We start from the raw sequence: 25469 nt of genomic DNA, 5'->3' as shown, positions 1-25469 counted from the left end.
TCGGGTCGGGCGGGGAGGGTCAGGGCCGGGCGGTGGTGGTGGCTGCGGCTGCGGCCGTCTCCAGGGTCCTGGCGAGGGCGCGGACCGGGTCGGGGTCGCCTTGGGTGGTGAGGGCGCCGCCGATCGCCACGAGGGGCGGGTGCCAGCCGTGGGAGGCGATGCGTTCGGCCACTTCGCAGGCGAGGGAGCCGGCGCCGGAGAATCCGCCCAGCAGCAGCGGCTCGCCGCGGGCGAGGGCGGGGCGGAGTGCGGCCAGGACGGTCCGTGCGTCGGCGGGCGGCGCCACGGTGGTCAGCGTCTGCGGGCCGGGGTAGGCCGCGGCGAGCGCGTCGTAGCAGCCCGGTGGTGCGTCGGGCGGTGGGACCAGGCAGATCGTGCCGGCGCCGGTACGGGCGGCCGCGCGCAGGATCCGCAGGGTGCGGGCGGCGGGGGCGGGGCGGGCGATGCGGGGTACGGGGCCGGCGTCGAGCAGGGTCAGGGCCTCGGCGACGGTGGTGGTCCCGCCGGTGGTGGCGGGCAGTTCGCGCAGCAGCAGGGTGGTCTGGGCGAGTGTTTCGGCGGCGTCGGAGTCGGTGATGCGGGTCCGGTCGTAGACGCAGGTGAGGACGAGCCCGCCGTCGGTGTCGTGGTGTGCGGTGAGGGTGAGGGGGTGCGCGGTGTGTGCGCCGATGGCCTCGGCGGCGCCGACGCGTACGCCCTCGGTGGCGAGTTCGGTGTGGACGGGGTCGTCGTCGGCGGGGCCGGTGGGCGCGTGTGCTTCGAAGGCGATGAGGGAGTCGGGGATCCGGCGGGCGCCGGCGTCGGGGCCGTGGGGGGTGGGCGGGGACCACTGGGCGGCCTGGCCCGGGGAGACCCATTCGTAGGAGGCGGCCTCCAGGGCCTGGCCGGCCAGTGCGCTCAGCAGGCGGGTCAGGGGGGTGGCGGGGTCGATGCGCACGTGCAGCGGGAGGGCGCCGCGCAGTGGGCCGGGGAGGCGTTCGGCGCCGGGGAGCGGGATGCCCCGGCCGGAGACGGCCGCCGCGAAGGTGACCGCGGGCGCGTGCGGGGTGGCGCGGTGGAGCTGGAGGGCCCAGGCGGTGTGCAGGGCGGTGCTCTCCGTCGCGCCGTGGGCCGCCGCCCAGTTCCGCAGGTGCCGTGCCTCGTGCGGGGTGAGGCGTTGGCGGGTCCGTCCGTGGCCGCGCAGCCGCGGGCGGCCGGCCGTGCGGTGCCCGGGCAGGCCGGCGGCGCCGGGCGGGGCGCCGGTGCGGGCCCAGAACGCGCGGGCCGGTGCCGGGTCCTGCCGGGCCAGCCAGCGCATGTGGTCGCGGATGTCGGGGCGCCGTTCGCTGCCGACCGGCCGTCCGTCGGCGAGGTAGGCCCGGTAGAGGGTGCGCTGGAGCAGGCGTGCGCTCCAGCCGTCGAGGAGGGCCTGGTGGTAGGTCAGGAGTACCCGGAACACCGGGCCGGGTTCCTCCAGCAGTGCGATGCGCAGGGCTGTGCCGGGCCGGTACAGGTCGAACTCGCGCATCCGTTCGCTGAGGAGCAGGGCGTGCCAGTCGGCGCTGCCGCGGGGATGGCGTTCCAGTTGCGGGGCGGCGTGCGGGTGGACGGCCAGGAGCGGGGTGGCGCCGGGCGCGGCGGGCCTGGCCAGTGCGGTGCGCAGGACCGCTTCGGTGTCGTACAGCGTCTGCCAGGCGGCGGCGAACCGCGGGGTGTCCAGCGGCCCGTACCAGCGCCAGTGGAGCTGCTCCACGTGCAGGCCGGCGCCGGGGTGGGTCATCGCGTCGAGCAGTACGTCGTGTTGGAGGGGTGTGGTGGGCGGCAGCCGTTCCGGTTCCTGGTCGCCGCATCCGGTGTGTGCGGCGCATCCGGTGGGTGCTGCGCATCCGGCGTCCGTGGGATGCGTGGCACAACCGGCGTCTGTGGCGCATCCGGCGTCTGCGGGGTGTGCGGCGGCGTGGTGTCCGCGGGCGGCGCCGGGCCGCCCCTCCCCCGCCGCGGCCCCGGTCAGCAGGTCGGACAGCCGTCCGGCGGGGAACGGTGGCGGGGGCAGGGTGAGCGTGTGGTGGTGGTCGGTGTGCCGGTGCAGTGTCGGTGTGCACGGCGGCAGCGACGCGAGGGCGGCGGTGAGCGCGGCAGGGGTGAGCCTGCCGTGGAGGTCGAGGGAGGTCGGAGGGCCGGGTCTGAGGACCACGGTCATGGCCACGGTGGCGGCCATCGGCTTCCCTCCTCTTCCCTTTCGGCTTCGGACACATGAGGACTCGTGGGGGACACGGCCGGACATGGTCTGTTGTCGAGGATTCTTCCGCCCGGTCCTCGGCCCGTCCTTGAGCGCGCATCGAGCGCGGGTCCCCCTGCCGGGTCCTTACCGGATGCGGAAGTTGGCCATCATGCCCATCGCCGAGTGGTCCAGCAGGTGGCAGTGGTAGACGTACGTGCCCCTGTAGGTGTCGAAGGTGGCGTGGAGTTTGACCGTCTCGCCGGGGAAGAGGCGGACCGTGTCCTTGAGTCCGGCCTCGGCCGGTCCGACCGGGGCGCCGTTGCGCTCCAGCAGCCGGAACTGGACCAGGTGCATGTGGAAGTTGTGCGGGACGAGCTTGTTGGCGTTGGTGACGGTCCAGATCTCCGAGGTGCCGTGCGTGATGGTCTGGTCGATGCGGTCGTGGTCCCAGACCTGGCCGTCCATGAACGCCCGCGGCTCCTGCCGGCCGTCCTCGTCCATGCTGAGGACGACGGTGCGCTGCACGGTCGCCGCCGGCAGGGGTGCGAGTGTGCGCAGGACGTCCGGTACGCGGCTGGGGTCGGGGGCCGTCCGTACGACGTCGAAGCGCAGTACCTTGCCGACCTGGTCGGGGGTGCCCGGGCCGAGGGTGTTCTCCAGGACGATCTTCGTTCCGGTGGGGTAGCGGGAGAAGTCGATGACCACGTCCGCCCGTTCGGCCGGGGACAGGCCGATGGTGTCGGTGGTGAAGGGGCGTTCCAGCAGTCCGCCGTCGCTGCCGATCTGGATCATCTGGCCGCCGTCGGACAGGCGCAGCTGGAAGAAGCGCATGTTGGAGGAGTTGAGGAGCCGGAAGCGGTATTTGCGGGCGGCGACCTCGAAGTAGGGGGTGGGGCGGCCGTTGGCGAGGATCGTGGTGCGGCCGAAGACGTCGTCCATGACGTAGACGAGCTGTCCGGCCTCGTCGAAGCGGGCGTCGCGCAGGGCGATCGGGACCTCGTACTGGCCGGCGGGCAGGGGCAGCGAGCGCTCGGTCTCGTCGGAGAGCAGGTAGGTGGCGGACAGGCCGCGGAAGACGTGCTCCGACTCCATGTGGTGGGCGTGGTCGTGGAACCAGAGGCCGGCGCCCGGCTGCTGGTTGGGGTAGGTGTACGTGCGGGAGGTGCCCGGGCCGAAGGTATCCATCGGGCCGCCGTCGTTCTCCGGGGAGACGTTGCCGCCGTGCAGGTGCACCGCGACCGGCATGGTGAGGGTGTTGCGGTGGCGGATCACCACTTTGCGTCCGCTGCGGGCGCGCAGCACGGGGCCGGGGAAGTGGCCGTCGTAGGTGAGGACTTTGGTCCGGACCCCGGGGATGATCTCCCGGGCCGCTTCCTTGATGGTGACGGCGTAGGTGTCCTGGCCGCCGGACGTGGATATCGGTGCGAGCACGGGCAGGGCCGGCATCCGCACCGTGAAGGGCGGCGGGACGGTGACCGGCTTGGTCCCGGGGGTGGCGGTGGCCTGCGCGGACCCGGCGCCGAGGAGCGGTGTCAGCCCGCCGGCGGTGAGCAGGCCGGCGCCGGTCGCGGCTACGGCTCCGCCGAGCAGGCTGCGTCTGGTGACCATGGGTTGTCCTCCTGGGAAGGGTGGGTGCGCGGGCCGCCGGGGCGGGGGCCGTTCGCGCTGCGGGCGGCCGGCGCGCGGTGCTGCTGGCGCAGGTGGCGCGCCGCGAGTGCACCAGACCCGGCTTGCGCACCGCTCGAGCGCGGATGGTGTGCGGGGTCCGGCGTTGCGCGGGCCTTGCGGGGCCTGGGCAAGGCTCCTCGTGCGTACGTACGACCGCGTACGCGTGATCGTGCCGCCGATCGGGGCGGCCGCTGGGGGAGGCACCCGTGGACCGTCACGACCTGCACGACTTACGCGACTGGCTGCCGCGCGCGCTGGGGGTGGCGGAGCGGTGGGGCGGGCAGTTCGGCCCGTACGAGAGCCACGGCGCGCACCGGGTGGGCCCGGAGGCGTTCACCGAGGCCTTCGACCGCCTCGCCAAGCGGATGGATCACAACTATCCGTTCTTCCACCCGCGTTACGCCGGACAAATGGTCAAGCCGCCGCATCCGGCGGCCGTCACCGGCTATCTCACCGCCATGCTGTTCAACCCCAACAACCATGCCGCCGAGGGCGGGCCGGCGACCACCGAGATGGAACGCGAGGCGGTCGCCGACCTGGCCGGCATGTTCGGGTTCGACGCGCACGTCGGGCATCTCACCACCAGCGGCACGATGGCCAACCTGGAGGCGCTGTACGTCGCCCGGCAGCTGCATCCGGACCGGGGGGTCGCCTACAGCTCCGAGTGCCATTACACGCACGAGCGGATGTGCCACGTGCTGGGGATGGAGGGCCACCGCATCCCTGCCGATGCGCACGGCCGGATCGACCTCGGCGCGCTGGAGGGCGCGCTGCGCGGCGGGCGGATCGGCACCGTCGTCGTCACCACCGGTACGACCGGGCTGGGGGCGGTCGACCCGGTGCACGAGGTGCTGGCGCTGGCCCGCCGGTACGGGGCGCGGGTGCACGTCGACGCGGCGTACGGCGGGTTCTACGCGATCCTGGGCAGGGCGGGCACGGGTGGCGTCGACCCGGCGCCCTGGCGGGCGATCGCCGGGTGCGACTCGGTGGTGGTGGACCCGCACAAGCAGGGGTTGCAGCCGTACGGGTGCGGGGCGGTGCTCTTCCCCGATCCGCGGGCCGGGCGGCACTTCGCGCACGACTCTCCGTACACCTATTTCACCGACGCCGACCTGCACCTGGGTGAGATCAGTCTGGAGTGCTCGCGGGCGGGGGCCGCGGCGGCCGCGCTGTGGCTGACGCTGCAGTTGCTGCCGCTGACCCCGGACGGCTTCGGGCGGATCCTCGCCGCGAACCGGCGGGCCGCGCTGCGGTGGGCGGACCTGCTGGCCGCGTCCGGGGAGCTGGAGCTGTACCAGCGGCCGGACCTCGACATCGTGACGTACTTCCCGGCGGCCGCCGGGGGCTCGCTGTCCTCGATCGACGCGGCGTCGGAGCGGCTGCTGCGCGAGGGCATGACGGCGGAGTCGGACCCGGTGTTCCTGAGTGTGCTGCGTGCGGACGCGGACGCGTTCGTACGGCGCCACCCGCGCGTGGTGCGGGACGCGGAGGCGGCGCGGGTGATCCGCAGTGTCCTGATCAAGCCGGAGTTCGAGCACTACCTGCCGGCCCTGCACGCCCGTGTGGCGCAGCTCGCGGGGGCTGCCCGGTCAACGCCCTGACCTCTTCCCGCCGTTCCCCGTTCGCCGTTCCCCGTTCCCCGTTTCTTGTCCCTGTCCGTTCTGCGTTCTGTGTTCTGTCAACCGACCGGAAGGCCCTGCCTTGTCCGCCCTGCCTGTGAACCGGCTGAACCCATCGACCGTCACCGACCTCTCCGCCCTCCTCGCCGCCTCCTTCCAGGAGGACGCGCTGACCCGCTGGATGATCCCCGGCGAGCGGCTGCGCGCCGAGCTGCTGCCCGGGTTCTTCCGGGTGTTCGTGGAACTGTCCGCCGCCCATGACGGGGTGCTCACCGGCCCGGACGGCGACGCGGTGCTGCTGTTCCTGCCGCCCGGCGCGGAGCCGGACGAGAAGGCCCTGGAGGCGGCGCTGTCCGCCGCCCTGGGCGAGCACGCGGACGCGATGCGCACCATCGCGGGCCTGCAGGAGGAACGGCATCCGCACGGCCCGCCGCACTACTACGTCTCCTTCGGGGCGGTCCGGCCCGGCCGGCAGCAGGGCGGCCTGATGTCCGGGCTGCTGGGCCGGGTGGTGGCCCGCGCGGACGCCGAGGGCATCGCCTGCTACGTGGAGGCCAGCTCCCCGGGCGGTGAGGCCACGAGCCGGCGCGCCGGCTTCGAGCGTCTGGGCGCCGACATCGCCCTGCCCGACGGCGGACCCGTACTGCGACCCATGTGGAGGGACCCCCGATGAGGGGCGACGATCTGATCCAGTCGTGGACCGCCGGCCAGATAGCCCGCGGTGAGGCTCCGGCGGAGCACCTCGGCCCGCTGCTGCGGGTCCTCGCGTGGAGCCGGGAGTTCCTGGTCTCCAGCCACCCCGAACTGGGCCGTACCGGCCCGGTGTGCCCGTACACCCAGCCCTCGCTGCGCAAGGAGCTGTTCCACCTGGCGGTGCCGTCCGCCGGCTGCGAGGACCTGGCGTCGGCGGTGGACTCGCTGCGCACCCGCCACGCGGTCCTCTCGCAGCCGCTGGCGCCGGAGGACCGCGAGCTGCTGACCATCCTCCTGGTCCTGCCGGGGTTCGACCCGACGGACTCGGTGGAGCTGGACGAACTGCAGCGCAAGGCGAAGGACGAGTTCGTGGCGGAGGGGCTGATGATCGGCCAGTTCCACCCGGTGTGCGAGGAGCCGGGCCTCTACAACGAGGCCTTCCGCCCGCTGCGTGCCCCGCTGCCCCTGCTGGCGGTCCGCAAGCTGCTGGTCTTCGATCTGCCGTTCCTGGTGAGCGACGACGCGCACATGGACCACTACCTCCAGCGTTTCGCGCCGGCGCTGCCGTCCCGTATCCGCGACCAGCTGGTGAGCCGGGTGGTGGCCGCCTGACGTATGCACGTGGACGGCGGGCCGGGGGCTTGTGTGCCCCCGGCCCGCCGTCGTCGTGTCCGAAAGCTGCTGCCGGGCTGCCCGGTATCCGGATGGAGGCTTGTCGCACCCACCGGTAACGATCACGCTTCCCCTGCCGGGCCGGCAGCTGCCGGGCCCGGGTTCGGTGTGGGGTGAGGTTCGGAGGGCATGTGACGCAGACGGTGGATGCGCCGGGGGTCGAGGCGGTGGTGCGGGGTGACGCGGCCCTGCTGGAGCGGGATCTGGCCGGGTTCCTGGGCTCGCTGGCCGGGGTGGTGGCGCCGGTGCGCCCGGGGGCGGCCGTGTCGGTGTATGAGGCGGCGCTGCGGCGTTCGCTGTACGGGCCGGTCGCGGACGCCGTCGGGTCCAGGGTGGGGCAGGAGGCGCTGGCGCCGGCGGCCGGGCCGGCGGGGGGCGGCGGGGGTCCGCTGCGCCCTTCGATGGTGTTCTGGGCCTACCGCAACTACCGGGGCTTCCCCGACGAGGCGGGCCACGAGGCGTCCCCGGCGGATCTGGCGGCGGTGCGCCGTGCGGCCGTGGCGGTACGGATCCTGCTGAAGGCCGCGGTCGCGCTCGACGACATCCAGGACGGCAGCGGCATCCGCTACGGAGAGGCCGCGCTGCACGTCACCCATGGGATACCGCTGGCCCTCAATGCCGGCTCCTGGCTGATCACGGCCGCTCTGGGGCATGCGGCCGATCCGGCGGTCGTGGCGAGCCTGGTGCGGGCGGTCGGTCACGGCCTGACGGGCCAGGCCGTGGACCTGTCCACGCGCTCGCCGCGGACCCGGGCCGAGCTGATGGCCGCGGCCCGGGACGCGCGGGTGGAGTTCTGGGAGTCGACGGCCGCGCTGAAGACGGGGACGCTGTTCCGGATGCCGCTCGACGCGGCGGTGGCGGCGCTGGGCGTGGTGGAGGACGAGCGGCGGGCCCTGGACGACGCGATGCGCGGACTGGGGCTGGCGAGCCAGCTGTTCAACGATCTGACGGACTTCGTGCCGGAACTTGGCGGGGCCAACACCCACGAGGACTTCGACGGGCTGGGCAACCGGGTCGTCCTGGAGCTGCTCGGGGAGGGGGTGCCCGCCGAGTCGGCCGGCCCGGGGCTGAAACGGTTCGTCCTGGGTCATCCGAAGCTGCAGGAGACGCTCGTGGAGCTCGCGGCGGAGGCGGCCGGGCTCAAGCGTGCGGCGAAGGAGGCGGTGCACGGTGTGTGCCGCTCGGACCGCAGTGCGGCGTACTTCGACGTGACGATCGAGCGCAAGGGGCACCTCATCGACCGTCTGTACCGGACGGTCCGCGGGCGCAGCGGCGGATGACGGCCGCGGAGGTGTGCGGGGGTGTCCTGCCGGCCGGGTGCGGGGCCGGACCGGCCGGCAGGACGTCCTTCAGGGCTGTGCGGCCAGGAGGCAGTCCTCCAGGAAGGTCAGGACGCGCAGGTGGTAGGCGTGGGCGGTGTGGCCCAGGCTGATGTTGTGTCCGGAGGCGGGGAGGTGGTCGACGGTGACGGACGGGGCGGCGGTCAGGCGTGAGGTCATCGCGGTCAGGGTGGGGGCGTCCAGGTGCCACCAGGCCTCGTGCTGGGCGAAGGTGAGGCGGACGGGGATACGGACGCGGGGGGCCAGTTCCTCGTACTGGGCGGGCCAGCGCAGGGTTTCCGCCGACTCGCGCGGCGGTGTCGGGGACAGCAGGGTGCGGCTGGCCTGGAAGGTGCCGCGCGGGTAGAGGTTCAGGGGGCCCCAGTTGAGTTTGGTGGCGCCGCCGCCCAGGGTGGACGGGAAGTGCAGGGCTTCGGGGTTGTAGTGGTGGCCGACGCCCGAGGCGTCCAGGCCGATCAGTGGTGTGCCGCCGTCGGCGGCCGCGGTGTGGAGGGCGACCTTGCCGCCGTCCGAGTGGCCGAGGAGGAAGATTCCGGCGCCGGTGTCGTGGGCGGCGGTGTGCTCCTTGAGGGCGGCGTGGAGGGTTTCCGCCTGCTCGGCGAGGCTCTGGCCGTCGGGCAGGAGGTCCGCGGAGTCCCCGTAGCCCGGCCGGTCGACCGCCAGGACGGCGTGGCCCAGGGCCGTGGCGAGGGGGGCGAAGGAGTTCCAGTACGCGGCCCGCATGCCGCGGCCGTGGATCGCGAGGATCGTGGAGCGGGGCGCGGCCCGGTCCTTCGGCAGGGCCAGGAGTGCCGAGAGTGTGATGCCGGCCGCGTTGAGCGTGTAGGGGCGGGCGCCGTCCGGGTGTGTGGTCATCGGACCGCCAGTCCCTTCCGTGTGCCTTCCATCGCGTGCACCCAGGCGGAGGGTGAGCCGGTGCGCAGCAGTGAGGTGCCGACGAGCAGGCCGCCGAATCCGGCGTCGAGGAGTGCGGCGGCGGTCTCGGGGCTGTCGATGCCGCTGGCGCTGACGGGGCAGGCGGCGCCGGCGGTGCGGACGGCGGGGAGCAGGTCGAGGGAGCGGCCGAGGTCGCCGGCGCCGCGCTCGCGGGTCCGGATGTCCTTGTTGTTGACCGCGATCACGCATTCCTCGGGGTGGTGGATTGCTTCGAGTTCGCTTTCGCGGGTGATCTCGACGAAGGGGGTGAGGCCGGTGAGGAGGCATTCGGTGACCAGGGTGCGCATGCTCGACGCGGGCAGGAGTGCCGCCGTGAGCAGGACGGCGGAGGCTCCGAGTTCTGCGGCGGTGCGGATCTGGTCCTTGCGGGTGATGAAGTCCTTCTGGAGGATCGGGAGTCCGGTCAGGGCCGCCACGTCCCGCAGCAGGGCGGGCGAGCCGCCGAACCAGCGGCCGGTCACCACGGAGACGCAAGGGGCGCCCGCCGTCTCGTACGCCTCCACGATGGCGGCGGGGGTGCGGCCGCCCAGCATGTCGTAGCCGTGGGCGTCCCGGCGTTTCACCTCCATCACCACGGGGGTCGGGGAGGCCAGGAGGGCCTCGAGAAAAGGGAAGCCGGTCCGGTTCTGCTTCGTCATCGCGACAGCTCCAGCGGGGGGTGGTCGGGGAGGGGGGCGGTGCCCGTGCGCCAGGCGCGGGCCAGGGCTGCGATCTGCGGGACGCCGAAGGCGCCGGTGGTGGTGTCGCGTGCCGCGGTGTCGACGTCGATGCCGCGGAATCCGGGGTGGTCGACGACGTCCTGGTAGGCCGGGCGGTTGGCCGGGGTGAGGCCTCCTGCGAGGAGGAAGGGGCGGGTGAGGCGGGGCAGCAGGGCGGTGACGTGCTCGGGGTCCAGGGCGGCGCCGGTGCTGCCGATGCGGCCGTCGCCGGTGGCGGTGTCGAGGAGGAAGAGGTCGGTGCCGGCGCGGTCGTAGGCGCCGGTCAGGGGGCGCTCCACGCAGCTTCCGTTCTCCTGGACGTGCAGCACCTTGACGATGCCGACGTCGGCGGGGAGTGCCTGGCGCAGGGCCCGTACGAGGGCGGGGGGCTGGTAGGCGTGGAGCTGGACCCAGCCGACGCCGGTGCGGGCCGCGATCGCGGCCAGTTCACCGGCGTCGGCGAGGAAGGTCACCAGGACCGGCAGGAGGCCGGCCGAACGGGCCGCCGCCGCGAGGGCGGCGAGCCCGTCCTGGTCCAGTTCGGACGGGCCGCCGGGTACGCCGTGCCAGAGGCCGACGCAGTCCGCCCCGGCGGCCGCCGCCGCCTCGATGTCCTGCGGGGCCGTGGCCCCGCAGACCTTCAGCAGTGTCCGGGACAGCGGGCGGGTGGTGCTCACTTGCCCAGTCCCAGCATCGAGGCGATGCGGTTGTACTGGATTTCGTTGGTGCCGGAGTAGATCGTGCCGCCGACGGCGTTGCGCACGTCCAGTTCCAGGCCGAACTCGGCCATGTAGCCGTGGCCGCCGAAGATCTGTACGGCGGTGAGGCTGGTGGCGAGGTTGGACTCGCTGGTGACGAGTTTGGAGATGGCGAGGTCGGTGGTGATGTTCTCGCCGGCCTCCAGTTTCTCGCCCGTGTCGTAGAGCCACTTGCGGGCGGTCTCCAGCTGGATCTTCGTGTCCACGATCTTGTTGGCGATCGTCTGGTACGAACCGATCGCCTTTCCGAAGGACTTGCGTGTCTTCGCGTAGTCGACACACCGCTCCAGCCGGTGCTGCATCTCCCCCACGTTGACGATGAAGGAGAAGAGGATCTCCCGTTTCATCACGTGGTCCAGGACCAGGAACCCGCCTCCGACCCTGCCGAGTACCGCGCTCCTGGGTACCCGTACGTCGTCGAAGAACAGCTCGCTGAGCGGCGAGGTGCGCAGGCCCATCTTCTTGATGGGTTTGCCGGCGGTCAGTCCGGGGGTGTTGCGGTCCACGAGGAACGCGGTCGTTCCCAGCGGGCCGCCGTCCGGGTGGGTGCGGGCGTAGACCACGATCACGTCGGCGATGGGGCCGTTGCTGACGAAGGCCTTGCTGCCGTTGATGACGAAGTCGTCCCCGTCGCGTACGGCCCGGGTGGTCATGGCCATGGCGTCGGAGCCGCCTTCGGACTCGGTGATGGCGTGGGCGCCGATCGCCTCGCCCGAGCAGATCTGAGGCAGGTAGCGCTCCTTCTGCTCGACGGTGCCGAACTGCTGGATGGGGATTCCGGTGGAGCAGATGGAGGTGGTGATGCAGAAGCTGAGGCCCGCGTCGCGGTTGTACTCGCCGAGGCCCTCCAGGACGTACATGGTGGTCAGGAGGGACTGTCCGAGGCCTCCGTGGTCCTCGTCGAAGGGCAGTCCCAGGATTCCGGTCTTCTGGACGAGCTTCCACTTGTCCTCCGGGAAGGCGGACTGCTCGTCGAGTTCGATGTGGTCTGCGCTGAGTGCGTCTCCCCACCTCTCCAGGCCTTCGCGCAGATCGGCCTGGTCGGTGTTCCAACGGATCACGACGGACCCCTTTTTTTGTTCGGTGACGGTGCGGGCGGGCGGGCGGCCGGGCGGGGGCGTGTGTCTCAGTAGGCGGAGGAGCTGTGCGCGTCGAGGCTGTGGACCTCGTCGCCGCGCAGGGCGGGCGAGAAGACGCAGACCAGGCGCAGGTCCTCGTGGGGGCTGGCGACGAGGAAGTGGGCGTCGTGCTGGTCGAGTGCGTACATCCGGCCGGGGACTATCTCGTGCGAGGTGCCGTCGAGTTCGATGACCTCGCCGGAGCCCTCGATGCAGTAGCAGGCCTCGAGGTGGTTGACGTACTCCAGGCGGGACTTGGTGCCGGCCAGGACGGTGGTGTCGGTGAGCGAGTAGCCCAGGCCGTCCTCGGCGAGGAGGAAGCGGCGGCTGAGGCCGTTGCCCCACTCGACGGTCTTCACGGACTCGATGTCGCGAACGATCATGGCGATCTCCCGGTGTGAGGGTGGTGCTCGGATGGTCCGGATGAGGGGTGGAGCCTTCTTTCCCGCCGGTCAGGCGGTTCGGTGCGGTGTTGCGGGCAGGACCTGGCGGACGAAGTCGCGGAAGGCTGCGGTGACATCGGCGGCGGTGTCCTGCGCCCGTTCGAGGGCGGCCACCGCGGCGGAGCCGATGATCGCGGCGTCGGCGCCGGCGGCTCCGACGGCTTCGACGTCCTGCCGTGTGCTGACCCCGAAGCCGACGGCGATCGGGGACGTCGTGTGCGCCCGGAGTGCGGTGACCGTCTGTGCCAGCGCGGCGTGGCCGGCGGCGGGTGCGGTTCCGCTGCGTCCGTAGTGGGCGACGAGGTAGAGGTAGGCGGAGGCCTGTGCGGCGGCCTGGGCCTGGGTGGGGGGCGGGCTCTTGGTGTAGCAGGTGGTGACGACCGGGAGGCCGGCCGCGGCGGCCGACTCCAGGTGCGTTGCGCGCAGCCGTGGGGGGAGGGCGTGGACGAGGAGTCCGTCGGCGCCGGCGGCGGCGATCTCGCGGGTGGTGGCGGCCAGGTCCCGGTGTTTGAGGGAGTGGCTCCAGTCGGCGAGGAGGGCGATCCGCAGGTGGTTCAGGTGGGGCCGTACGTCGGCGATGAAGGCGAGTACGTCGTCCAGGCCGGCGCCGCCGCGCTCCAGTGCCCGGCGGGCGGAGCGGCGGATGACGGGGCCGTCGGTGACCGAGTCGGGGAAGGGGACGGCCAGTTCGAGGCAGTCCACGCCTTCGTCGTCGAGCATCAGGACGAGGTCGCGCAGGACGGGCAGGGGCGGATCGCCGGCGTTGAGGAAGAGGGCGAGTCCGGGCGGTCCGCCGGGGGTGCGGCGGGTGAAGAAGGGGGCGGGGGCGGGCTTTGTCCCTGTGGTGCGGGGCGTCGTTGTGGGGCTAGGCACCGGACACCGCCAGGGTGCGGGGGGCGGGTGCGGCTGCCAGGCGCCGGGCGAGGTCGTGGGCGGCGCCGGTGCGGACCGCTTCCTCGGCGACGGAGACCGCCGAGAGCCAGTCGCGGCGGTTTCCGCAGGCCACGATGAGGGCGGCGGCGCCCAGGCAGACGGTGCGGGTGGCGACGCGGCCCGCCTCGCCGGAGAGGACGGAGAGGAAGTGTGCGACGGCCGTGTCCGCATCGGCGGGCCGCAGGTCGGCGAAGGAGCCGTCGCCGGGGGTGAGTTCGCCCGGCCGGATGATCCGGGTGAGGGCGTGTCCTGCGTGGATGGTGTTGGTCGCGAAGGGCAGCAGTTCGTCGGCGCCGGTGTCGTTGGTGGTGAGCCAGATGCGGCGGCCGGTGGTGGTCTCGGCGAGCCGGCGCAGGGTGTCCAGGGGTGCGGCCGCTGAGACCCCGGTGACCTGGGCGGCCACCGGGAGGTCGGCGAGGAAGGGGCCCAGGGCGTTCAGGAACCGGCCGAAGGTCTTCATGCTGTACGGGGCCACGGTGCGGGCCAGCCGGGTCAGCTGCGCCGGGTAGACGAACGGTCCGGCGAAGGCGATCCCGTGGGCGGCGAGGGTGTCCTCGGTCTGGGTGTGGGAGGAGGTGAGACGGACACCGAGCCGCTCCAGCAGGTCGACGGAGCCGAGCGAGCTGGTGTAGGCGCGGGAGCCCGTTTTGACGACCTTGACCCCGGCTGCCGCGGCGACGAACGCCGAGGCGGTGGAGATGTTGAAGGTCCGGGGGCCGCCGCCGGTGCCGACGACGTTCACGGTGCCTTCCCAGGCGGTGGTCGCCGGTGCGGCCGGCCGGCGCTCGGCGAGCGAGTCCAGCAGGTGGCGCAGGGTCTCGTGGTCCGGGAGCCGGCTGGTCAGGGCGGCCAGCAGGGCGAGGGCCTCGGCCTTGTCGAGGCTGCCGTTGCCGAGCTGGTCCCACCAGGACCGCCAGGTCTCGCGGCCGACCGGGGCTCGCTGTTCGAGCAGGCCGGTGAGTGCGTCGTGCACGGTCGGTCTCCGTCTCGTGTGCGTCAGGGGTGGGGACGGTGCCTGGCGGGTCAGGCGGCGGCGGTGCGGCGGGACTCGGTGATGAAGGTGTCGATCGCCTCGACGCTGCGGAAGTTGTTGGGGTCCAGGTCGGCGTCGCCGATGGCGAGCTCGAAGCGGTCCTCGACCCAGGCGATGAGCTTGAGGACGCCCAGGCTGTCGATGACCCCGTCGTTGAGCAGGTCGTGGTCGGCGGCGAGTTCGCCGGCGGCGGTGCCCGGGAGGAACTCGGTGATGACGAAGTTCTTGATGGTGTCGACGTTGCTCATGACGGGATTCCTTCGGCGAGAGGTGTGGCTACGGGTGCGGTGGTGGGGCTGGGCTGTTCGAGGCGGTCGAGTGCCTTGCGGTCGACCTTGCCGGTGGCCGTCTTGGGCAACGGGGCCTCGGTGACGGTGAGTTGGTGGGGTACGGCGGCTCTGGGCAGGTGCCGGGCGCAGTGGGTGCGCAGTTGCAGGCCGGTCAGGGTGGAGCCGGGGGCGCGGCGGACGGCGGCGACGAGTCTTTTGCCGGCGATCGGGTCGGGCAGGGCTGCGACGCCGGCTTCCAGGACTGCGGGGTGTTCCTGCAGGACCCGTTCGATCTCGGCGGTGTTGACGGCGACGCCGCGGACCTTGACCTGGAAGTCGGTGCGTCCGGTCAGGTGCAGGGTGCCGGCGGCGTCGCGGCGTACGAGGTCGCCGGTGCGGAACCAGCGGCGGTCGTCGAGGCCGAGGGGGTGGCCGGTGAACTTGTCGGTGTGGCGGGTGCGGTCGAGGTAGCCGCGGGTCTGGAAGGGCGTGGAGACGAAGAGTTCTCCGCTGCCGGGGCCTTCGACGGGGGTGTGGGTGTCGGGGTCGATGATCAGGGCGCGTACGCCGGGCAGTGGGCGGCCGATGGGGACGGGCGCGGCGGGTGCGGCGGCGGTCGGGGCGGGTCCGAGTTCGTGGATGAAGCTGTCGTTGGTCTCGGTGCAGCCGTAGATGTTGTGGATGCGGGCGTGGGGGAAGAGCTGGGGCAGGGCGGCGAGGGTGCGGTCGGGGATGGCGTCGCCGGTGAACATGACGTGCTCGACGCCGGGGAAGGTGTCGCCGGTCTTGGCGGCCGCGTCCTGGAGGAGGCCGAAGGCCATCGGGACGGCCTGGACGATGTCGACGCCGTGGGTGAGGACCAGGTCGCGCAGGTGGCGTCCGTGGGCGGCCAGGGCCGGGTCGACGAGGACGACGCGTCCGCCGCGGGCGAGGGTGGTCCATACGTCGAGGAGGCAGAGGTCGAAGTTGAGGGGGGCGTAGTTGAGGACGGTGCGGCCGGGTCCGATGCCGAAGGTGTGGCCGGCCCAGCGGGTGAACCGGTCGATGGCGTCCAGGCCGAGCGGGACGATCTTGGGGAGGCTGGTGGAGCCGGAGGTGGTGAGCATGAGGGCCACCTCGGCGGCCTCGTCGGCGGGCAGCGGCCGGGCGGTGACCTCGGGGTTGGGTGCGACGCGGGCGCTCTCGCCGCCGGGGGCCAGGACCCGGGCGCAGCCGGCCTGGGCGAAGAGGTCGGCCAGGAGGGTGTCGGCGAGGGCCGGGGACGGCAGGAGCAGCGGCCGGCGGGCCAGGAGGCAGGCGAGGACGAGGGCCACCGTGGCGGGTGACTTGTCGGCGAGGACGCCGACCGGTTCCGCGGGGGCGAGGTCCAGGAGGGCGAGGCGGTCGCGTTCGCGGCCGGCGAGGTCGTACAGCTCGCGGTAGGTGGTCTCCTGCCCGTTGAAGAGGAGCGCGGTGGCGTGGGGGCGGTCGCGGACCTGGGTCAGGAACCCTCCGAGGAGGCCGAGTTCGACGGTGTCCGGGGTCTGTTCCTGTGCTGCGGCGGTGCGCGGGGTACGGGGTGCGGTCATCGTGGGCCTCCTTCCTGGGGGGCGGCGAACTCGATCCAGCCGGACTTCACGGCGGCGCCCCCCGGGGTCTTGCAGGTGAAGCGGACGACGCGGGCGTCGGCGTCGGGCTGGAGGGTGATCTCCAGCGGGATTCCGGGGGGTACGGGGGCGGAGAAGCGGCAGCCCAGGCCGCGGACGCGGGCGGAGTCGCCGGCGGCGAAGCGGTCGGTGGCCTCCTCCACGGCGAGGGCGACGACGCTCATGCCGTGGGCGATGACGGTGTCGAAGCCGGCCGAGCGGGCGGCGTCCTCGTCGAGGTGGATGGGGTTGAGGTCGCCGGAGGCGTGGGCGTAGGTGGTGATCCAGTCGGTGGTCAGGTGGTGGACGGCGCTGTGGGGTTCGCCGGCTCCCAGCGGGGCGGGGGCGGGGGCGCCCGCGGTGATGTCGCCGAAGGGCTCCAGTGTGCTCGCGCCGACCAGGAGGGCGGAGATGACCAGTTCGGCGAAGGGCTCCGGTCCGTCCTCGCCGGTCAGCCGGACGCGCAGGGCGATGCGGGCGCCGCGCGGTTCCTTGCGGATGCCGAGCACGTCCAGGGCGACGGTGACCTGCTCGCCGGGGCGGACCGGGCGCAGGGTGCGGATGTCCTGGCCGAGGTGGACCACGGCGACGGGGCCGGGTTCGGCCGCGGTCAGTGCGGCGACGGTCTGTTCGGCGACGGTGTGGGCGAGGACGAAGGTGTGGACGGGCGAGGCCTGGCCGGGGCGGGCGGTGGGCAGGCCCCGGCGGGCGGCGCCGCGGTAGTCGGTGATCTCGGGTTCGGTGACGGTGAGCGTGCGGACCGGGGAGGGGAGCGAGAGGGTCGTCATACCGGCGTCACCACCACGGAGGAGTTGTGGCCGCCGAATCCGAAGGAGTTCGTGATCGCGGGTCCGGGGCGCACGGTGCGGGGTGCGCCGTGCACGACGTCGATGTCCATTCCTGGCTCCTGCTGTTCGTGGTTGGCGGTGGGCGGCACCTCGCAGTGGCGCATGGCCTGCACGGTGGCGATGAGCTCGACGGCGCCGGCGGCGCCGATGAGGTGGCCGATGACCGACTTGGGTGCGGTGACGGGCGGCTGGGCGGTGCCGAACACCTTGGTGAGGGCGGCGGCCTCGGACCGGTCGTTGTAGGGGGTGGAGGTGCCGTGCGCGTTGACGTGCACGATGTCGGCGGGTTCGAGGCCGGCGTCGGCGATGGCGCCGGCCATGGCGGCCGCGGCGCCCGCGCCGTCGGGCAGGGGCATCGCGAGGTGGTGGGCGTCGGCGGTGGCGGCGTACCCGGCGACGAGGCCGTAGGTCTTCGCGCCGCGTGCTTGCGCGTCCTCGAGGCGTTCCAGGACGACGAAGCCTGCTCCCTCCCCCATGACGAAGCCGTCGCGGTCCTTGTCGAAGGGCCGGGAGGCGTGTTCGGGGTCGTCGTTGCGGAAGGAGACGGCGCTGAGGTTGCCGAAGCCGGCGAGGGTGACGGGGGTGAGGGTGTGTTCGGTGCCGCCGGCGATGACCAGGTCGGCGCGGCCGGTCTGGAGCAGCATCAGGGCGTGGCCGATGGCGTCGGCGCCGCTGGCGCAGGTGTTGGCGACGGTCAGGGCGGGGCCGGTCCAGCCGAGGCGGATGGCTATCTGGGCGGCGGCCGCGTTGGGCATCGTCATGAGCGGCATGAGCGGGTTGACGCGGGCCGGTCCGCCTTCGGTGAAGTGGGCGGATTCCAGGTCGCTGGTGGCGCGTCCGCCGACGGCGTTGCCGACGACGATGGCGGTGCGGCCGGCTTCGGCGGCGGGTGATCCGGCGTCGCGGTGGGCGGCGAGGGCGGCGGCGGTGCCGTAGTGGGCGAAGGGGTCCATGCGGCGGGCGTCCTTGGCCGGGACGAGCCCGGCGAGGGAGTCGAGGCCGCGGACCCGGCAGCCGATGCGTACCCGGTGGCGGCTGAGGTCGATGTGGGTGAGGGCGGCGGCGGTGGAGCGGCCGGCGCGCAGTGTGTGCCACAGCTCGTCCGGGGTGCACCCGCCGGGGGTGACCACGCCCATGCCGGTGATGGCTACGGGCGGCTGCGCGGTACTGCCCCTGGACGGTGAAGGCATGTCTGCTCCCTGAGGCGGACTGAGAGGTACGGAAAAAGGGGTGGGAGGGGTGGCCGTGGGGGCGGTCAGATGATGCGGCACTCGCGGGCGGAGGTGATGAGGGCCTCGGCGGCGAAGTCGATGTCGGAGGTGGTGTGGGCGGCGGTGATGGCGATGCGCAGCCGGGCCAGGTCGTTGGGGACGGCCGGGGTGACGACGGGGAGTCCGATCACGCCGTTCTTGCGGCAGGCGGTGGCGAGGTCGTAGGCGGCCTCGTCGGAGCCGGCGATGACCGGGACGACGGCGGTCTCGCTGTCGACGGTGCTGATGCCGGCCTGGTTGAGGATGCCGCGGAAGCGTGCGGATTCGCGCTGGATGAACTGCACGCGCTGGGGCTCGCGCTGCATGATGCGCAGGGATTCCAGGGCGGCGCCGGTCTGTGCTCCGCCGAGGGCGGCGGAGAAGAGGAAGGGGCGGGCGGCGTAGCGCAGGTGGTGGACGAGTTCGGCGGAGCCGGCGACCCATCCGCCCATGGAGGGGATGGCCTTGGAGAGGGTGCCGAGCTTGATGTCGACCTTGGCCTCGTAGTTGAAGTGCTCCTCGATGCCTTTGCCGGTGGCGCCGATGACGCCGAGGGCGTGGGCCTCGTCGACCATCAGGAGTGCGTTGTGGGCGTCGCAGACCTTGCGCAGGTCGACCAGGGGGGCGATGTCGCCGTCCATGGAATAGACGCTGTCGACGATGACGAGGCGGACGCCGGTGTCGGGGGCGGCGGCGAGGCGGCGTTCGAGGTGGGTGACGTCGTTGTGGCGGAAGCGGGTGACGGTGGCGCCGGAGAGCTTGCAGCCGTCGACGATGCTGGCGTGGTCGTACTTGTCGATGAAGACGGTGTCGCCGGGTCCGACGATGGCGCCGACGGTGCCGACGTTGGCGGCGTAGCCGGAGCCGAAGACCAGGGCCCGCTCGCGGCCGGCGACCTTGGCGACCTCGGCCTCCAGTTCCTCGTGCAGCGGGGTGGTTCCGGCCAGGGCGCGCACGCCGTGGTTGCCGGTGCCGTAGCGGTCGACGGCGGCCTTGGCGGCGGAGACGACCCGCTCGTCGCCGGCAAGTCCGAGGTAGGAGTAGCCGGACATCATCAGCAGGCGGCGGCCGTCCTGGTCCGCGTACGCGGAGTCCCGCTCGGCCGTGTAGGCCACGAAGCTGTTCTTGCGGTTGGGCTCGTACTCCAGGGACCGGACGCGGTCGCGGAAGTAGGCCAGCTTCGGCTCGAGGCGGTCCCAGGCAGCGGATGCGTTCACGTGCTTCTCCTCGTCGCGATCGTCCGGCGGACCCGGAACTCCATCGACGCCCTGCCGTTTCTCCGGCCGGGCTCTAGTGGAATTCCATTAAGGCTCGGGGGGCGCAATAGCAGCGCAAGAGCGGGACTGCAGCCGGACCACAGCCGCGCCACAGCCGGACTGCAGTGGCGCTCAAAAAGCGAAAGGGAAAGCCCGGACCTCGGGTTTTATTCGGTCGGAAATGTTTGCCGACCGCTGTTGACATGCGGAGAAGGCCCGCCGGTATCCTCTGAATCGCACGAACTTGGGGGACACGGCCGGAAGCCGACCGTTTCGGAGAGTGCATAGTGCTGATCAGACTCATAGGTCTTGTCACGATCGAGCCGGACGGAGCACCGCCTCAACACCTCTCGAGCGCGCAGGCGCAGGTCGCGTTCGCCCGGCTGCTCCTGGAGCGGGCCGGCGGCACGGACCGTGACCAGCTGGCCGAGACGATATGGCCCGAGGGCCTGCCGGACACCTGGGCCTCGGCCCTGCGCAGCCTGGTGAGCCGGGTGCGTACGTTCGTCACGACGCCGCAGGACGGGCCGGGGGCCACTCCCCTGGTCTCGCAGGGCGGCCGCTACCTTCTGCGGGTGCCGCGGGACGCGGTCGTGGACGTGGAGGTCGCGGAGACCGCGCTGGCCGAGGCCGCCGAGGCGTACGCCGAGGGGGCCTACGCGGTGGCGGCGCAGCTCGCGGCGGGCGCGGTGTCGAACCTGCGCGGCTCGTTCCTGCCCTCGCACGAGGGCGAGTGGGTCAACGCGATGCGCGAGCAGCTGGAGGAGCTGCGGCTGAAGGCGCTGGAGACGGCGAGCCTGTCCTCCTCGGCGCTGGGCGACGAGCATCATGCGCTGCGGTATGCGGAGGAGGCCGTGCGGCGTGCCCCGTTCCGGGAGAGCGCCTACCGGTGCCGGATGGCGGCCCATACCCGGGCGGGCAACCGGGCGGAGGCGCTGCGCAGTTACCAGCAGTTGCGGGAGGTGCTGGCGGAGGAGCTGGGCATCGATCCGGCGCCGGAGACGGAGGCCGCGTACCTGGAGCTGCTGCGCACGCCCGAACCGCGGCCGGCCGTGCGTTCGCTGACCTGCCTGGACCCGGTGCTGATGGGGGTGTTCGAGGTGGATCACCGCATGCCGGTGCCCCGGCCGTGCTCGCTGGCCGAGCACGGGTGCGTCACGCACCGCATGTCGTCCTCCCCCGCCGCCTGATCCGCTCATGCGAAAGGGCCGCCGCTGCGCTGGTGCGCGGCGGCGGCCCTCGTGTGCCCGCGGGCGGGTGCGTACGTCCTCGTGCTTGTGGGTCCTTGTGTGCGTAGGTCCTCCGGTGCGTACGTCCTCGTGCGCGTAGGTCCTCCGGTGGGTCCGGGCCCGGTCGGCGGGGACGACGGGAGCCCCGGCCTCCCTGTGGGGGTGGGGAGGCCGGGGCCGGGGAGCGGCGGGGGGATCAGGTGATGGAGACGCCGCTGTCGATGCTGATGACCTGGCCCGTCATGCAGTCCTGGTCGAGGAAGAGGCCGGCGCTGCGGGCGACTTCTTCGACCGTGACGAACCGCGGGATCGGGGCCTTGTCCTCCATGCCTTCGATGACCCGGTCCGGCAGGGTGTTGGTCATGCCGGTGATCATGAAGCCGGGGGACAGTGCGTTCACCGTCACCCCGCGCCGGCCGCATTCGGCGGCGAGGGTGCGGGTGAAGCCGATCAGTCCCGCCTTGGAGGCCGAGTAGGCGGTCTGGCCGGCCGTGGCGATGATGCCTGACGGGGACACGATGTTGATGACCCGGCCCCACCGCTTGCGCAGCATGTACGGGACCGAGACGCGGGCGGTGTGGAAGGAGCCGATCAGGTTGGTCTGGATGACCTGGGCCCAGTCGGCCGGGTTCTGCATCGCCATCAGGCTGTCCTTGCGGATGGCCCCGTTGTTGACGAGTACGTCCACCGGGCCGAGTTCGGCCGATATCCGCTCGTAGAGGGCCTGGGTGGCCTCCCACGAACCGACGTCGCCGGTGACCAGGACCGAGGGGTTGGTCAGTTTCTCCCGGACGGCCTCCGCGCCCTGGCGGGAGCTGTTGTAGTGGACCGCGACCCGGCAGCCCAGCGCGTCCAGTTCCAGCGCCAGGGCCTGGCCGAGGCCGCCCGAGGCGCCGGTCACGAGCGCGACCGGGGACTCGGGCCTGACGCCCGCACCGTTCTTGCTCATGCCGCGACACCGCCCCACTCCATCAGGATCGAACCCCAGGTCATGCCTGCTCCGAAGCCGGCCAGCAGGACCTTGTCACCGGATTTGATCCGGCCCTCCTCGAGGGCCTCGGTCAGTGCGATCGGGATCGACGCCGAGGCGGTGTTCCCGTACTTCTGGAGGTTGGTGATCAAAGCCTCCTGCCGCAGGCCGGTGTGGGACAGGATCGAGTTGATGATCCGGATGTTGGCCTGGTGCGGTACGACGTGGTCGATGTCCGCGGCGTCCACCTTGGCGCTCTCCAGCGTCTCGCGGACCGTGCGGACGGTGTAGCGGACGGCGTTGAGGTAGATCTCGTTGCCGTTGATCTGCGCGTAGTGCAGGCCCGCGTCCAGGGTCTCCTGGGTGGTGGGCATCCGGCTGCCGCCGGCGAGGACCTTGAGGGAGCCGGTGCAGGCCCCGTCGGCGCCCAGGTTCCAGGCCTTGACCCGGTTCTCGGGGCCCGGCTGGAGGACGACGGCGCCCGCGCCGTCGCCGACGAGGATGGACAGGTCCCGGTCGGCCGGGTTGGCCGTCAGGGTGTGGGTGTCGGAGCCGATCAGCAGGATCGGCCGGGGGTCGATGGCGATCAGCGCCATGGCGGACACGAGCCCGTAGACGAAGCCCGCGCACTCGGAGTTGACGTCGTGCGCGCTGCCCGCGATCCCCAGTTCGTGGTGGACGAACGCGGAGGTCGCCGGGGACGGCTGCTCGGGCGTGGCCGTCGCGACGATGAGGTGGGCGATGTCCGCGCCGGTCAGGCCCGCCTTCTCGAGCGCGCGCCGGCCGGCCTCGACGGCCAGGGAGGCGGTGGTCTGCCCCGGGTCGACCGCCCGCCGCTCGCGGATGCCGCAGCGGCTGACGACCCAGTGCTCGTCGACGCCGAAGCGTGTCGCGAGTTCGGCGCTGGTGACGATGCGTTCGGGTACGGACATGCCCCACCCGGTGATGTCGAAGCCGGTCACGTCACCCCTCGCTACGCCTGAGCCGGGACGAGATCGACGATCTTCGCGTACACGTCACGCAGGGTGGTCGTGTCGTCGAGGTCGGCGAAGAGCGACTCGTCGGCCGGAATGTGCGGGTACTGGTTCTGGAAGCCGTACAGCCACTCCATCAGGTCCAGCGAGTCGACGTCCGCGATGTGCTGGAGCGGGGCGTCGGGGCTGACCTCCGCGGCACCCGAGACGGCCTCGAGCTGGCTCGCCAGTTCTTCGATGGTGGGCAGCGACATGGGGTCGGTCCTCTCTCGGCAATGCAACTCGGCAGTGCGTGTCTGGTTTTCGAGAGTGATGAAAGCCGCGCCCCCGCAAGGAACGCGCAACACGGCGCCGGATTGTGTCCGGAGGCCGTCTTGCGCACGCCTTGCGGGGCATCCGGTTTTCTCGACGCGAATTCGGAAATTCACGGCCCGCCGGACACGCAGGAAAGAGGATCAGGATGACAACGGTCGCCCCCAAGTCGGTGGACCCCGAGGTCGATGCGATCAGGCACCACTACGAGGTCAGCAACGATTTCTACCGGCTGCTGCTGGGCCCCACGATGATGTACTCCGGCGGCTACTGGGAAGACGGCGAGGACCTGGTCGCCACCCTCGACGAGGCGCAGGAGCGCAAGCTCGACAAGTTCGCCGAGCTCGCCAATGTCTCCGCCGGCCGTACCGGGCGCGTCCTGGACATCGGCTGCGGCTGGGGCACCATGCTCAACCGCCTCACCACCGTGCACGGTGCGGAGCAGGCGGTCGGCCTGACCCTGTCGCGCACGCAGGAGGCGTTCATCGCCGGCCTGGACAACCCGCGGATCACCACGCTGGTCCAGAGCTGGGCCGACTACAAGGTCGCGGACGACAGCGAGAAGTACGACGCGGCGTTCTGCATCAACGCGCTGGAGCACTTCGTCTCCTCCAACCTGCCGCCGAAGGAGCGCACGAAGCGCTACCGGTACTTCTTCCAGCAGGTCGCGAACGCCCTGAACCCGGGTGCGAAGTTCGTGCTGCACACCATGACCGCCGAGGCGCTGCCGATGAACCGGGCGCTCCTGGACGACCTGAAGTTCCTGCAGCGCTCGGAGTTCGAGGGCTGCCACATCCCGCACCTGAGCGAGCTGAGCGCCGCGGCGGAGGGTCTCTTCGAGATCGACGAGATCGTCAACGAGCGCGAGTCGTTCGCGATGGCCTGCCGTGCCTGGCTGGTCCTGCTGGCCGAGCGCCGGGACGAGGCCGTGGCCATGGAGGGCGAGGAGGTCGTCTCGCGGTTCGAGCGCTACCTCGACATCTTCGCGTACACCCTCGAGGACAAGTTCTTCAACAACTTCCGCGTCACCATCACGCGCCGTTAAGGAGGTTGACGTGACGAGCATTCTCGAACCGGCCAAGGACGGCGGGGCACGTACGGGCACCGAGAAGCGTCCCGGCGGCCACGGCCCGACCCGGCACCTGCGGGTCGCGGTCATCGGCACCGGGTTCTCGGGTCTGGGCACCGCCGTCCGGCTGCTGCAGTCGGGCATCGACGACTTCCTGGTGTTCGAGCGGGCCGACGAGGTCGGCGGCACCTGGCGCGACAACAGCTATCCGGGGTGTGCGTGCGACGTCATGTCCCACCTCTACTCGTTCTCCTTCGCCCGGAACCCGAACTGGAAGTCGACGTTCGCCTCGCGGGACGAGCTGTTCGCGTATCTGCGCGATACGGCCGACCGTTTCGGCGTGCGCCCGCACATCCGGTTCGGGCACGAGCTTCAGGCCGCCCGCTGGGACGAGGGCGAGCGGCACTGGAGGATCGAGACCTCGCAGGGCCAGTACACCGCGCAGTTCCTGGTGACCGGCACGGGCTACCTCAGTGAGGCGGCCGTGCCGGACATCAAGGGCCTTGCCGAGTTCGAGGGCAAGGTCTTCCACTCCTCGAACTGGGACCACGACCACGAGCTGGCGGGCCGGCGCGTCGCCGTCATCGGCACGGGCGCCTCGGCGATCCAGTTCGTCCCGAAGATCCAGCCCGAGGTCGGGCAGCTGGACCTGTACCAGCGCACCCCGGCGTGGATCGGCCCCAAGCCCGACAAGGCCAACAGCCCGCTGCACACCGCGATGCTGCGTTCGCTGCCCGGCTACCAGCAGTTCCGGCGGGGCTTCAACATGTGGGGCCGGGAGATCCTCGCGTTCTTCTGGAAGCGCCCCAAGCTCGCCGAGAAGGTCCAGAAGATGGCGAGTGACCACCTGGAGAAGTCGGTGGCGGACGAGGCGCTGCGCAAGCGGCTGACCCCCGACTATCTGGTGGCCTGCAAGCGGCTGCTGTTCTCCAACACGTGGTACCCGGCGATCCAGCAGCCGAACGTGGAGGTCGTCACCGACGGCATCGCCGAGGTCCGTGCGAAGTCGATCGTGGGCACGGACGGCGTCGAGCGCGAGGTCGACACCATCATCCTGGGCACCGGTTTCCAGGCCACCGACCGGCCGGTCGCGCGCCGGATCTGGGGCCGGGACGGTGTGCAGCTGCGTGAGGCGTGGAAGGACGGGATGGCCGCGCACCGCGGTACCACCATCGCGGGCTTCCCGAACCTGTTCATGCTGCTGGGCCCGAACACGGCCCTGGGCCACTCCTCGCAGACCGTGATGATCGAGGCGCAGGTCCAGTACGTCGTGGACTCCCTGCGGCAGGCTGCCGAGCGCGGTCTGTCGAGCATCGAGGTCCGCCGGGAGGCGCAGGACGCCTACAACCGGAAGCTCGACAAGCACCTGGAGGGCACGGTCTGGATGTCGGGCGGCTGCAAGAGCTGGTACCTCGACTCCGCCGGCCGCAACACCTCGATCTTCCCGACGTACACCTGGCGCTTCCGCCGGGGCACCAAGCGCCTCGACCTGAGCGAGTACCAGCTCGCTTCCCAGGTACGCAGCACCAAGCCGGTACCTCACCAGTAGGAGACGT

24 protein-coding genes are annotated in these 25469 nt (G+C 72.1%); 7 read left to right on the top strand and 17 right to left on the bottom strand.

Annotated features, from left to right (window positions below; translation table 11 throughout):
- Positions 1-19: 19 nt before the first annotated feature.
- Together OG444_RS39365 and OG444_RS39360 are read right to left on the bottom strand one after the other, a co-directional pair.
- Complete coding sequence (locus OG444_RS39365) at positions 20-2197, bottom strand: condensation domain-containing protein (protein ID WP_327260133.1); 2178 nt, start codon at positions 2195-2197, stop codon at positions 20-22.
- Between the two features lie 147 nt (positions 2198-2344).
- Positions 2345-3808 (bottom strand): multicopper oxidase family protein, encoded by a 1464-nt coding sequence (locus OG444_RS39360; protein ID WP_327260134.1) that lies wholly within the window; start codon positions 3806-3808, stop codon positions 2345-2347.
- A gap of 266 nt (positions 3809-4074) precedes the next feature.
- Here OG444_RS39360 and OG444_RS39355 point away from each other — a divergent pair, with 266 nt between their 5' ends.
- The 4 genes from OG444_RS39355 to OG444_RS39340 all read left to right on the top strand — a co-directional run bounded on the left by OG444_RS39355 (position 4075) and on the right by OG444_RS39340 (position 8132).
- A complete protein-coding gene (locus tag OG444_RS39355) occupies positions 4075-5469 on the top strand; it encodes a pyridoxal phosphate-dependent decarboxylase family protein (RefSeq protein ID WP_405786644.1) in 1395 nt (464 codons plus the stop codon).
- 100 nt (positions 5470-5569) lie between these two features.
- Positions 5570-6160 (top strand): hypothetical protein, encoded by a 591-nt coding sequence (locus tag OG444_RS39350; protein WP_327260135.1) that lies wholly within the window; start codon positions 5570-5572, stop codon positions 6158-6160.
- Complete coding sequence (locus tag OG444_RS39345) at positions 6157-6792, top strand: DUF6875 domain-containing protein (protein WP_327260136.1); 636 nt, start codon at positions 6157-6159, stop codon at positions 6790-6792. Before OG444_RS39350 ends, OG444_RS39345 begins: the two co-directional genes overlap by 4 nt.
- Before the next feature lie 191 nt (positions 6793-6983).
- Positions 6984-8132: a class 1 isoprenoid biosynthesis enzyme gene (locus OG444_RS39340; RefSeq protein ID WP_327260137.1), complete on the top strand. Its 1149-nt coding sequence runs from the start codon at positions 6984-6986 to the stop codon at positions 8130-8132.
- Between the two features lie 69 nt (positions 8133-8201).
- On the opposite strand, the gene OG444_RS39335 is transcribed toward OG444_RS39340, so the two are convergent.
- From OG444_RS39335 to OG444_RS39280, 12 genes are all read right to left on the bottom strand, one after another.
- The gene (locus OG444_RS39335) at positions 8202-9047 is read right to left on the bottom strand and encodes an alpha/beta hydrolase (protein ID WP_327260138.1); all 846 of its coding nucleotides are present in this window, start codon (positions 9045-9047) and stop codon (positions 8202-8204) included.
- Positions 9044-9766: an indole-3-glycerol-phosphate synthase gene (locus tag OG444_RS39330; protein ID WP_327260139.1), complete on the bottom strand. Its 723-nt coding sequence runs from the start codon at positions 9764-9766 to the stop codon at positions 9044-9046. The genes OG444_RS39335 and OG444_RS39330 overlap by 4 nt, the downstream gene beginning before the upstream one ends.
- Positions 9763-10503 carry an N-(5'-phosphoribosyl)anthranilate isomerase gene (locus OG444_RS39325; protein ID WP_327260140.1) on the bottom strand — a complete coding sequence of 247 codons (741 nt, stop codon included), beginning with the start codon at positions 10501-10503 and terminating at the stop codon, positions 9763-9765. Before OG444_RS39325 ends, OG444_RS39330 begins: the two co-directional genes overlap by 4 nt.
- A complete protein-coding gene (locus OG444_RS39320) occupies positions 10500-11645 on the bottom strand; it encodes an acyl-CoA dehydrogenase family protein (RefSeq protein WP_327260141.1) in 1146 nt (381 codons plus the stop codon). Before OG444_RS39320 ends, OG444_RS39325 begins: the two co-directional genes overlap by 4 nt.
- 65 nt (positions 11646-11710) lie before the next feature.
- The gene (locus OG444_RS39315; protein ID WP_030721055.1) at positions 11711-12085 is read right to left on the bottom strand and encodes an ectoine synthase; all 375 of its coding nucleotides are present in this window, start codon (positions 12083-12085) and stop codon (positions 11711-11713) included.
- 69 nt (positions 12086-12154) lie between these two features.
- Positions 12155-13018 carry a tryptophan synthase subunit alpha gene (trpA, locus tag OG444_RS39310; RefSeq protein WP_327260142.1) on the bottom strand — a complete coding sequence of 288 codons (864 nt, stop codon included), beginning with the start codon at positions 13016-13018 and terminating at the stop codon, positions 12155-12157.
- On the bottom strand, positions 13011-14051 hold the full coding sequence (locus OG444_RS39305; protein WP_327260143.1) for a hypothetical protein: 1041 nt from the start codon (positions 14049-14051) through the stop codon (positions 13011-13013). The genes trpA and OG444_RS39305 overlap by 8 nt, the downstream gene beginning before the upstream one ends.
- Positions 14052-14101: 50 nt before the next feature.
- A complete protein-coding gene (locus OG444_RS39300; RefSeq protein ID WP_327260144.1) occupies positions 14102-14359 on the bottom strand; it encodes a phosphopantetheine-binding protein in 258 nt (85 codons plus the stop codon).
- Complete coding sequence (locus OG444_RS39295) at positions 14356-15948, bottom strand: AMP-binding protein (RefSeq protein WP_327260145.1); 1593 nt, start codon at positions 15946-15948, stop codon at positions 14356-14358. The genes OG444_RS39300 and OG444_RS39295 overlap by 4 nt, the downstream gene beginning before the upstream one ends.
- Positions 15945-16793, bottom strand: coding sequence for a MaoC/PaaZ C-terminal domain-containing protein (locus tag OG444_RS39290; RefSeq protein ID WP_327260146.1), 849 nt, complete (start codon positions 16791-16793; stop codon positions 15945-15947). Before OG444_RS39290 ends, OG444_RS39295 begins: the two co-directional genes overlap by 4 nt.
- A complete protein-coding gene (locus OG444_RS39285; protein WP_327260147.1) occupies positions 16790-18043 on the bottom strand; it encodes a beta-ketoacyl-[acyl-carrier-protein] synthase family protein in 1254 nt (417 codons plus the stop codon). Before OG444_RS39285 ends, OG444_RS39290 begins: the two co-directional genes overlap by 4 nt.
- Before the next feature lie 65 nt (positions 18044-18108).
- Positions 18109-19320: an aminotransferase class I/II-fold pyridoxal phosphate-dependent enzyme gene (locus OG444_RS39280; RefSeq protein WP_327260148.1), complete on the bottom strand. Its 1212-nt coding sequence runs from the start codon at positions 19318-19320 to the stop codon at positions 18109-18111.
- A gap of 326 nt (positions 19321-19646) precedes the next feature.
- On the opposite strand from OG444_RS39280, the gene OG444_RS39275 reads away from it, so the two are divergent.
- Positions 19647-20549, top strand: a complete 903-nt coding sequence (locus OG444_RS39275) for an AfsR/SARP family transcriptional regulator (protein ID WP_327260149.1) — start codon at positions 19647-19649, stop codon at positions 20547-20549.
- Between the two features lie 235 nt (positions 20550-20784).
- Here the strand turns inward: OG444_RS39275 and OG444_RS39270 are convergent, their stop codons facing one another.
- The 3 genes from OG444_RS39270 to OG444_RS39260 are packed head-to-tail and all read right to left on the bottom strand — an operon-like array spanning position 20785 to position 22786.
- Positions 20785-21537 carry an SDR family NAD(P)-dependent oxidoreductase gene (locus OG444_RS39270; RefSeq protein ID WP_327260151.1) on the bottom strand — a complete coding sequence of 251 codons (753 nt, stop codon included), beginning with the start codon at positions 21535-21537 and terminating at the stop codon, positions 20785-20787.
- Positions 21534-22520 (bottom strand): 3-oxoacyl-ACP synthase III family protein, encoded by a 987-nt coding sequence (locus tag OG444_RS39265; RefSeq protein ID WP_327260152.1) that lies wholly within the window; start codon positions 22518-22520, stop codon positions 21534-21536. Before OG444_RS39265 ends, OG444_RS39270 begins: the two co-directional genes overlap by 4 nt.
- Before the next feature lie 11 nt (positions 22521-22531).
- Positions 22532-22786 carry a hypothetical protein gene (locus OG444_RS39260; protein ID WP_030390264.1) on the bottom strand — a complete coding sequence of 85 codons (255 nt, stop codon included), beginning with the start codon at positions 22784-22786 and terminating at the stop codon, positions 22532-22534.
- Between the two features lie 206 nt (positions 22787-22992).
- Between OG444_RS39260 and OG444_RS39255 the strand changes: the two genes are divergently transcribed.
- Both OG444_RS39255 and OG444_RS39250 read left to right on the top strand, forming a co-directional pair.
- On the top strand, positions 22993-23889 hold the full coding sequence (locus tag OG444_RS39255) for a class I SAM-dependent methyltransferase (protein WP_327260153.1): 897 nt from the start codon (positions 22993-22995) through the stop codon (positions 23887-23889).
- Between the two features lie 10 nt (positions 23890-23899).
- Positions 23900-25462, top strand: coding sequence for a flavin-containing monooxygenase (locus OG444_RS39250; protein ID WP_327260154.1), 1563 nt, complete (start codon positions 23900-23902; stop codon positions 25460-25462).
- The last annotated feature ends 7 nt before the right edge of the window (positions 25463-25469 follow it).

This window comes from Streptomyces sp. NBC_01232, assembly GCF_035989885.1.
Lineage (GTDB): Bacteria > Actinomycetota > Actinomycetes > Streptomycetales > Streptomycetaceae > Streptomyces.
Note: the sequence above shows the minus strand (reverse complement) of the source record. Positions and strands in the feature narration are given on the sequence as shown.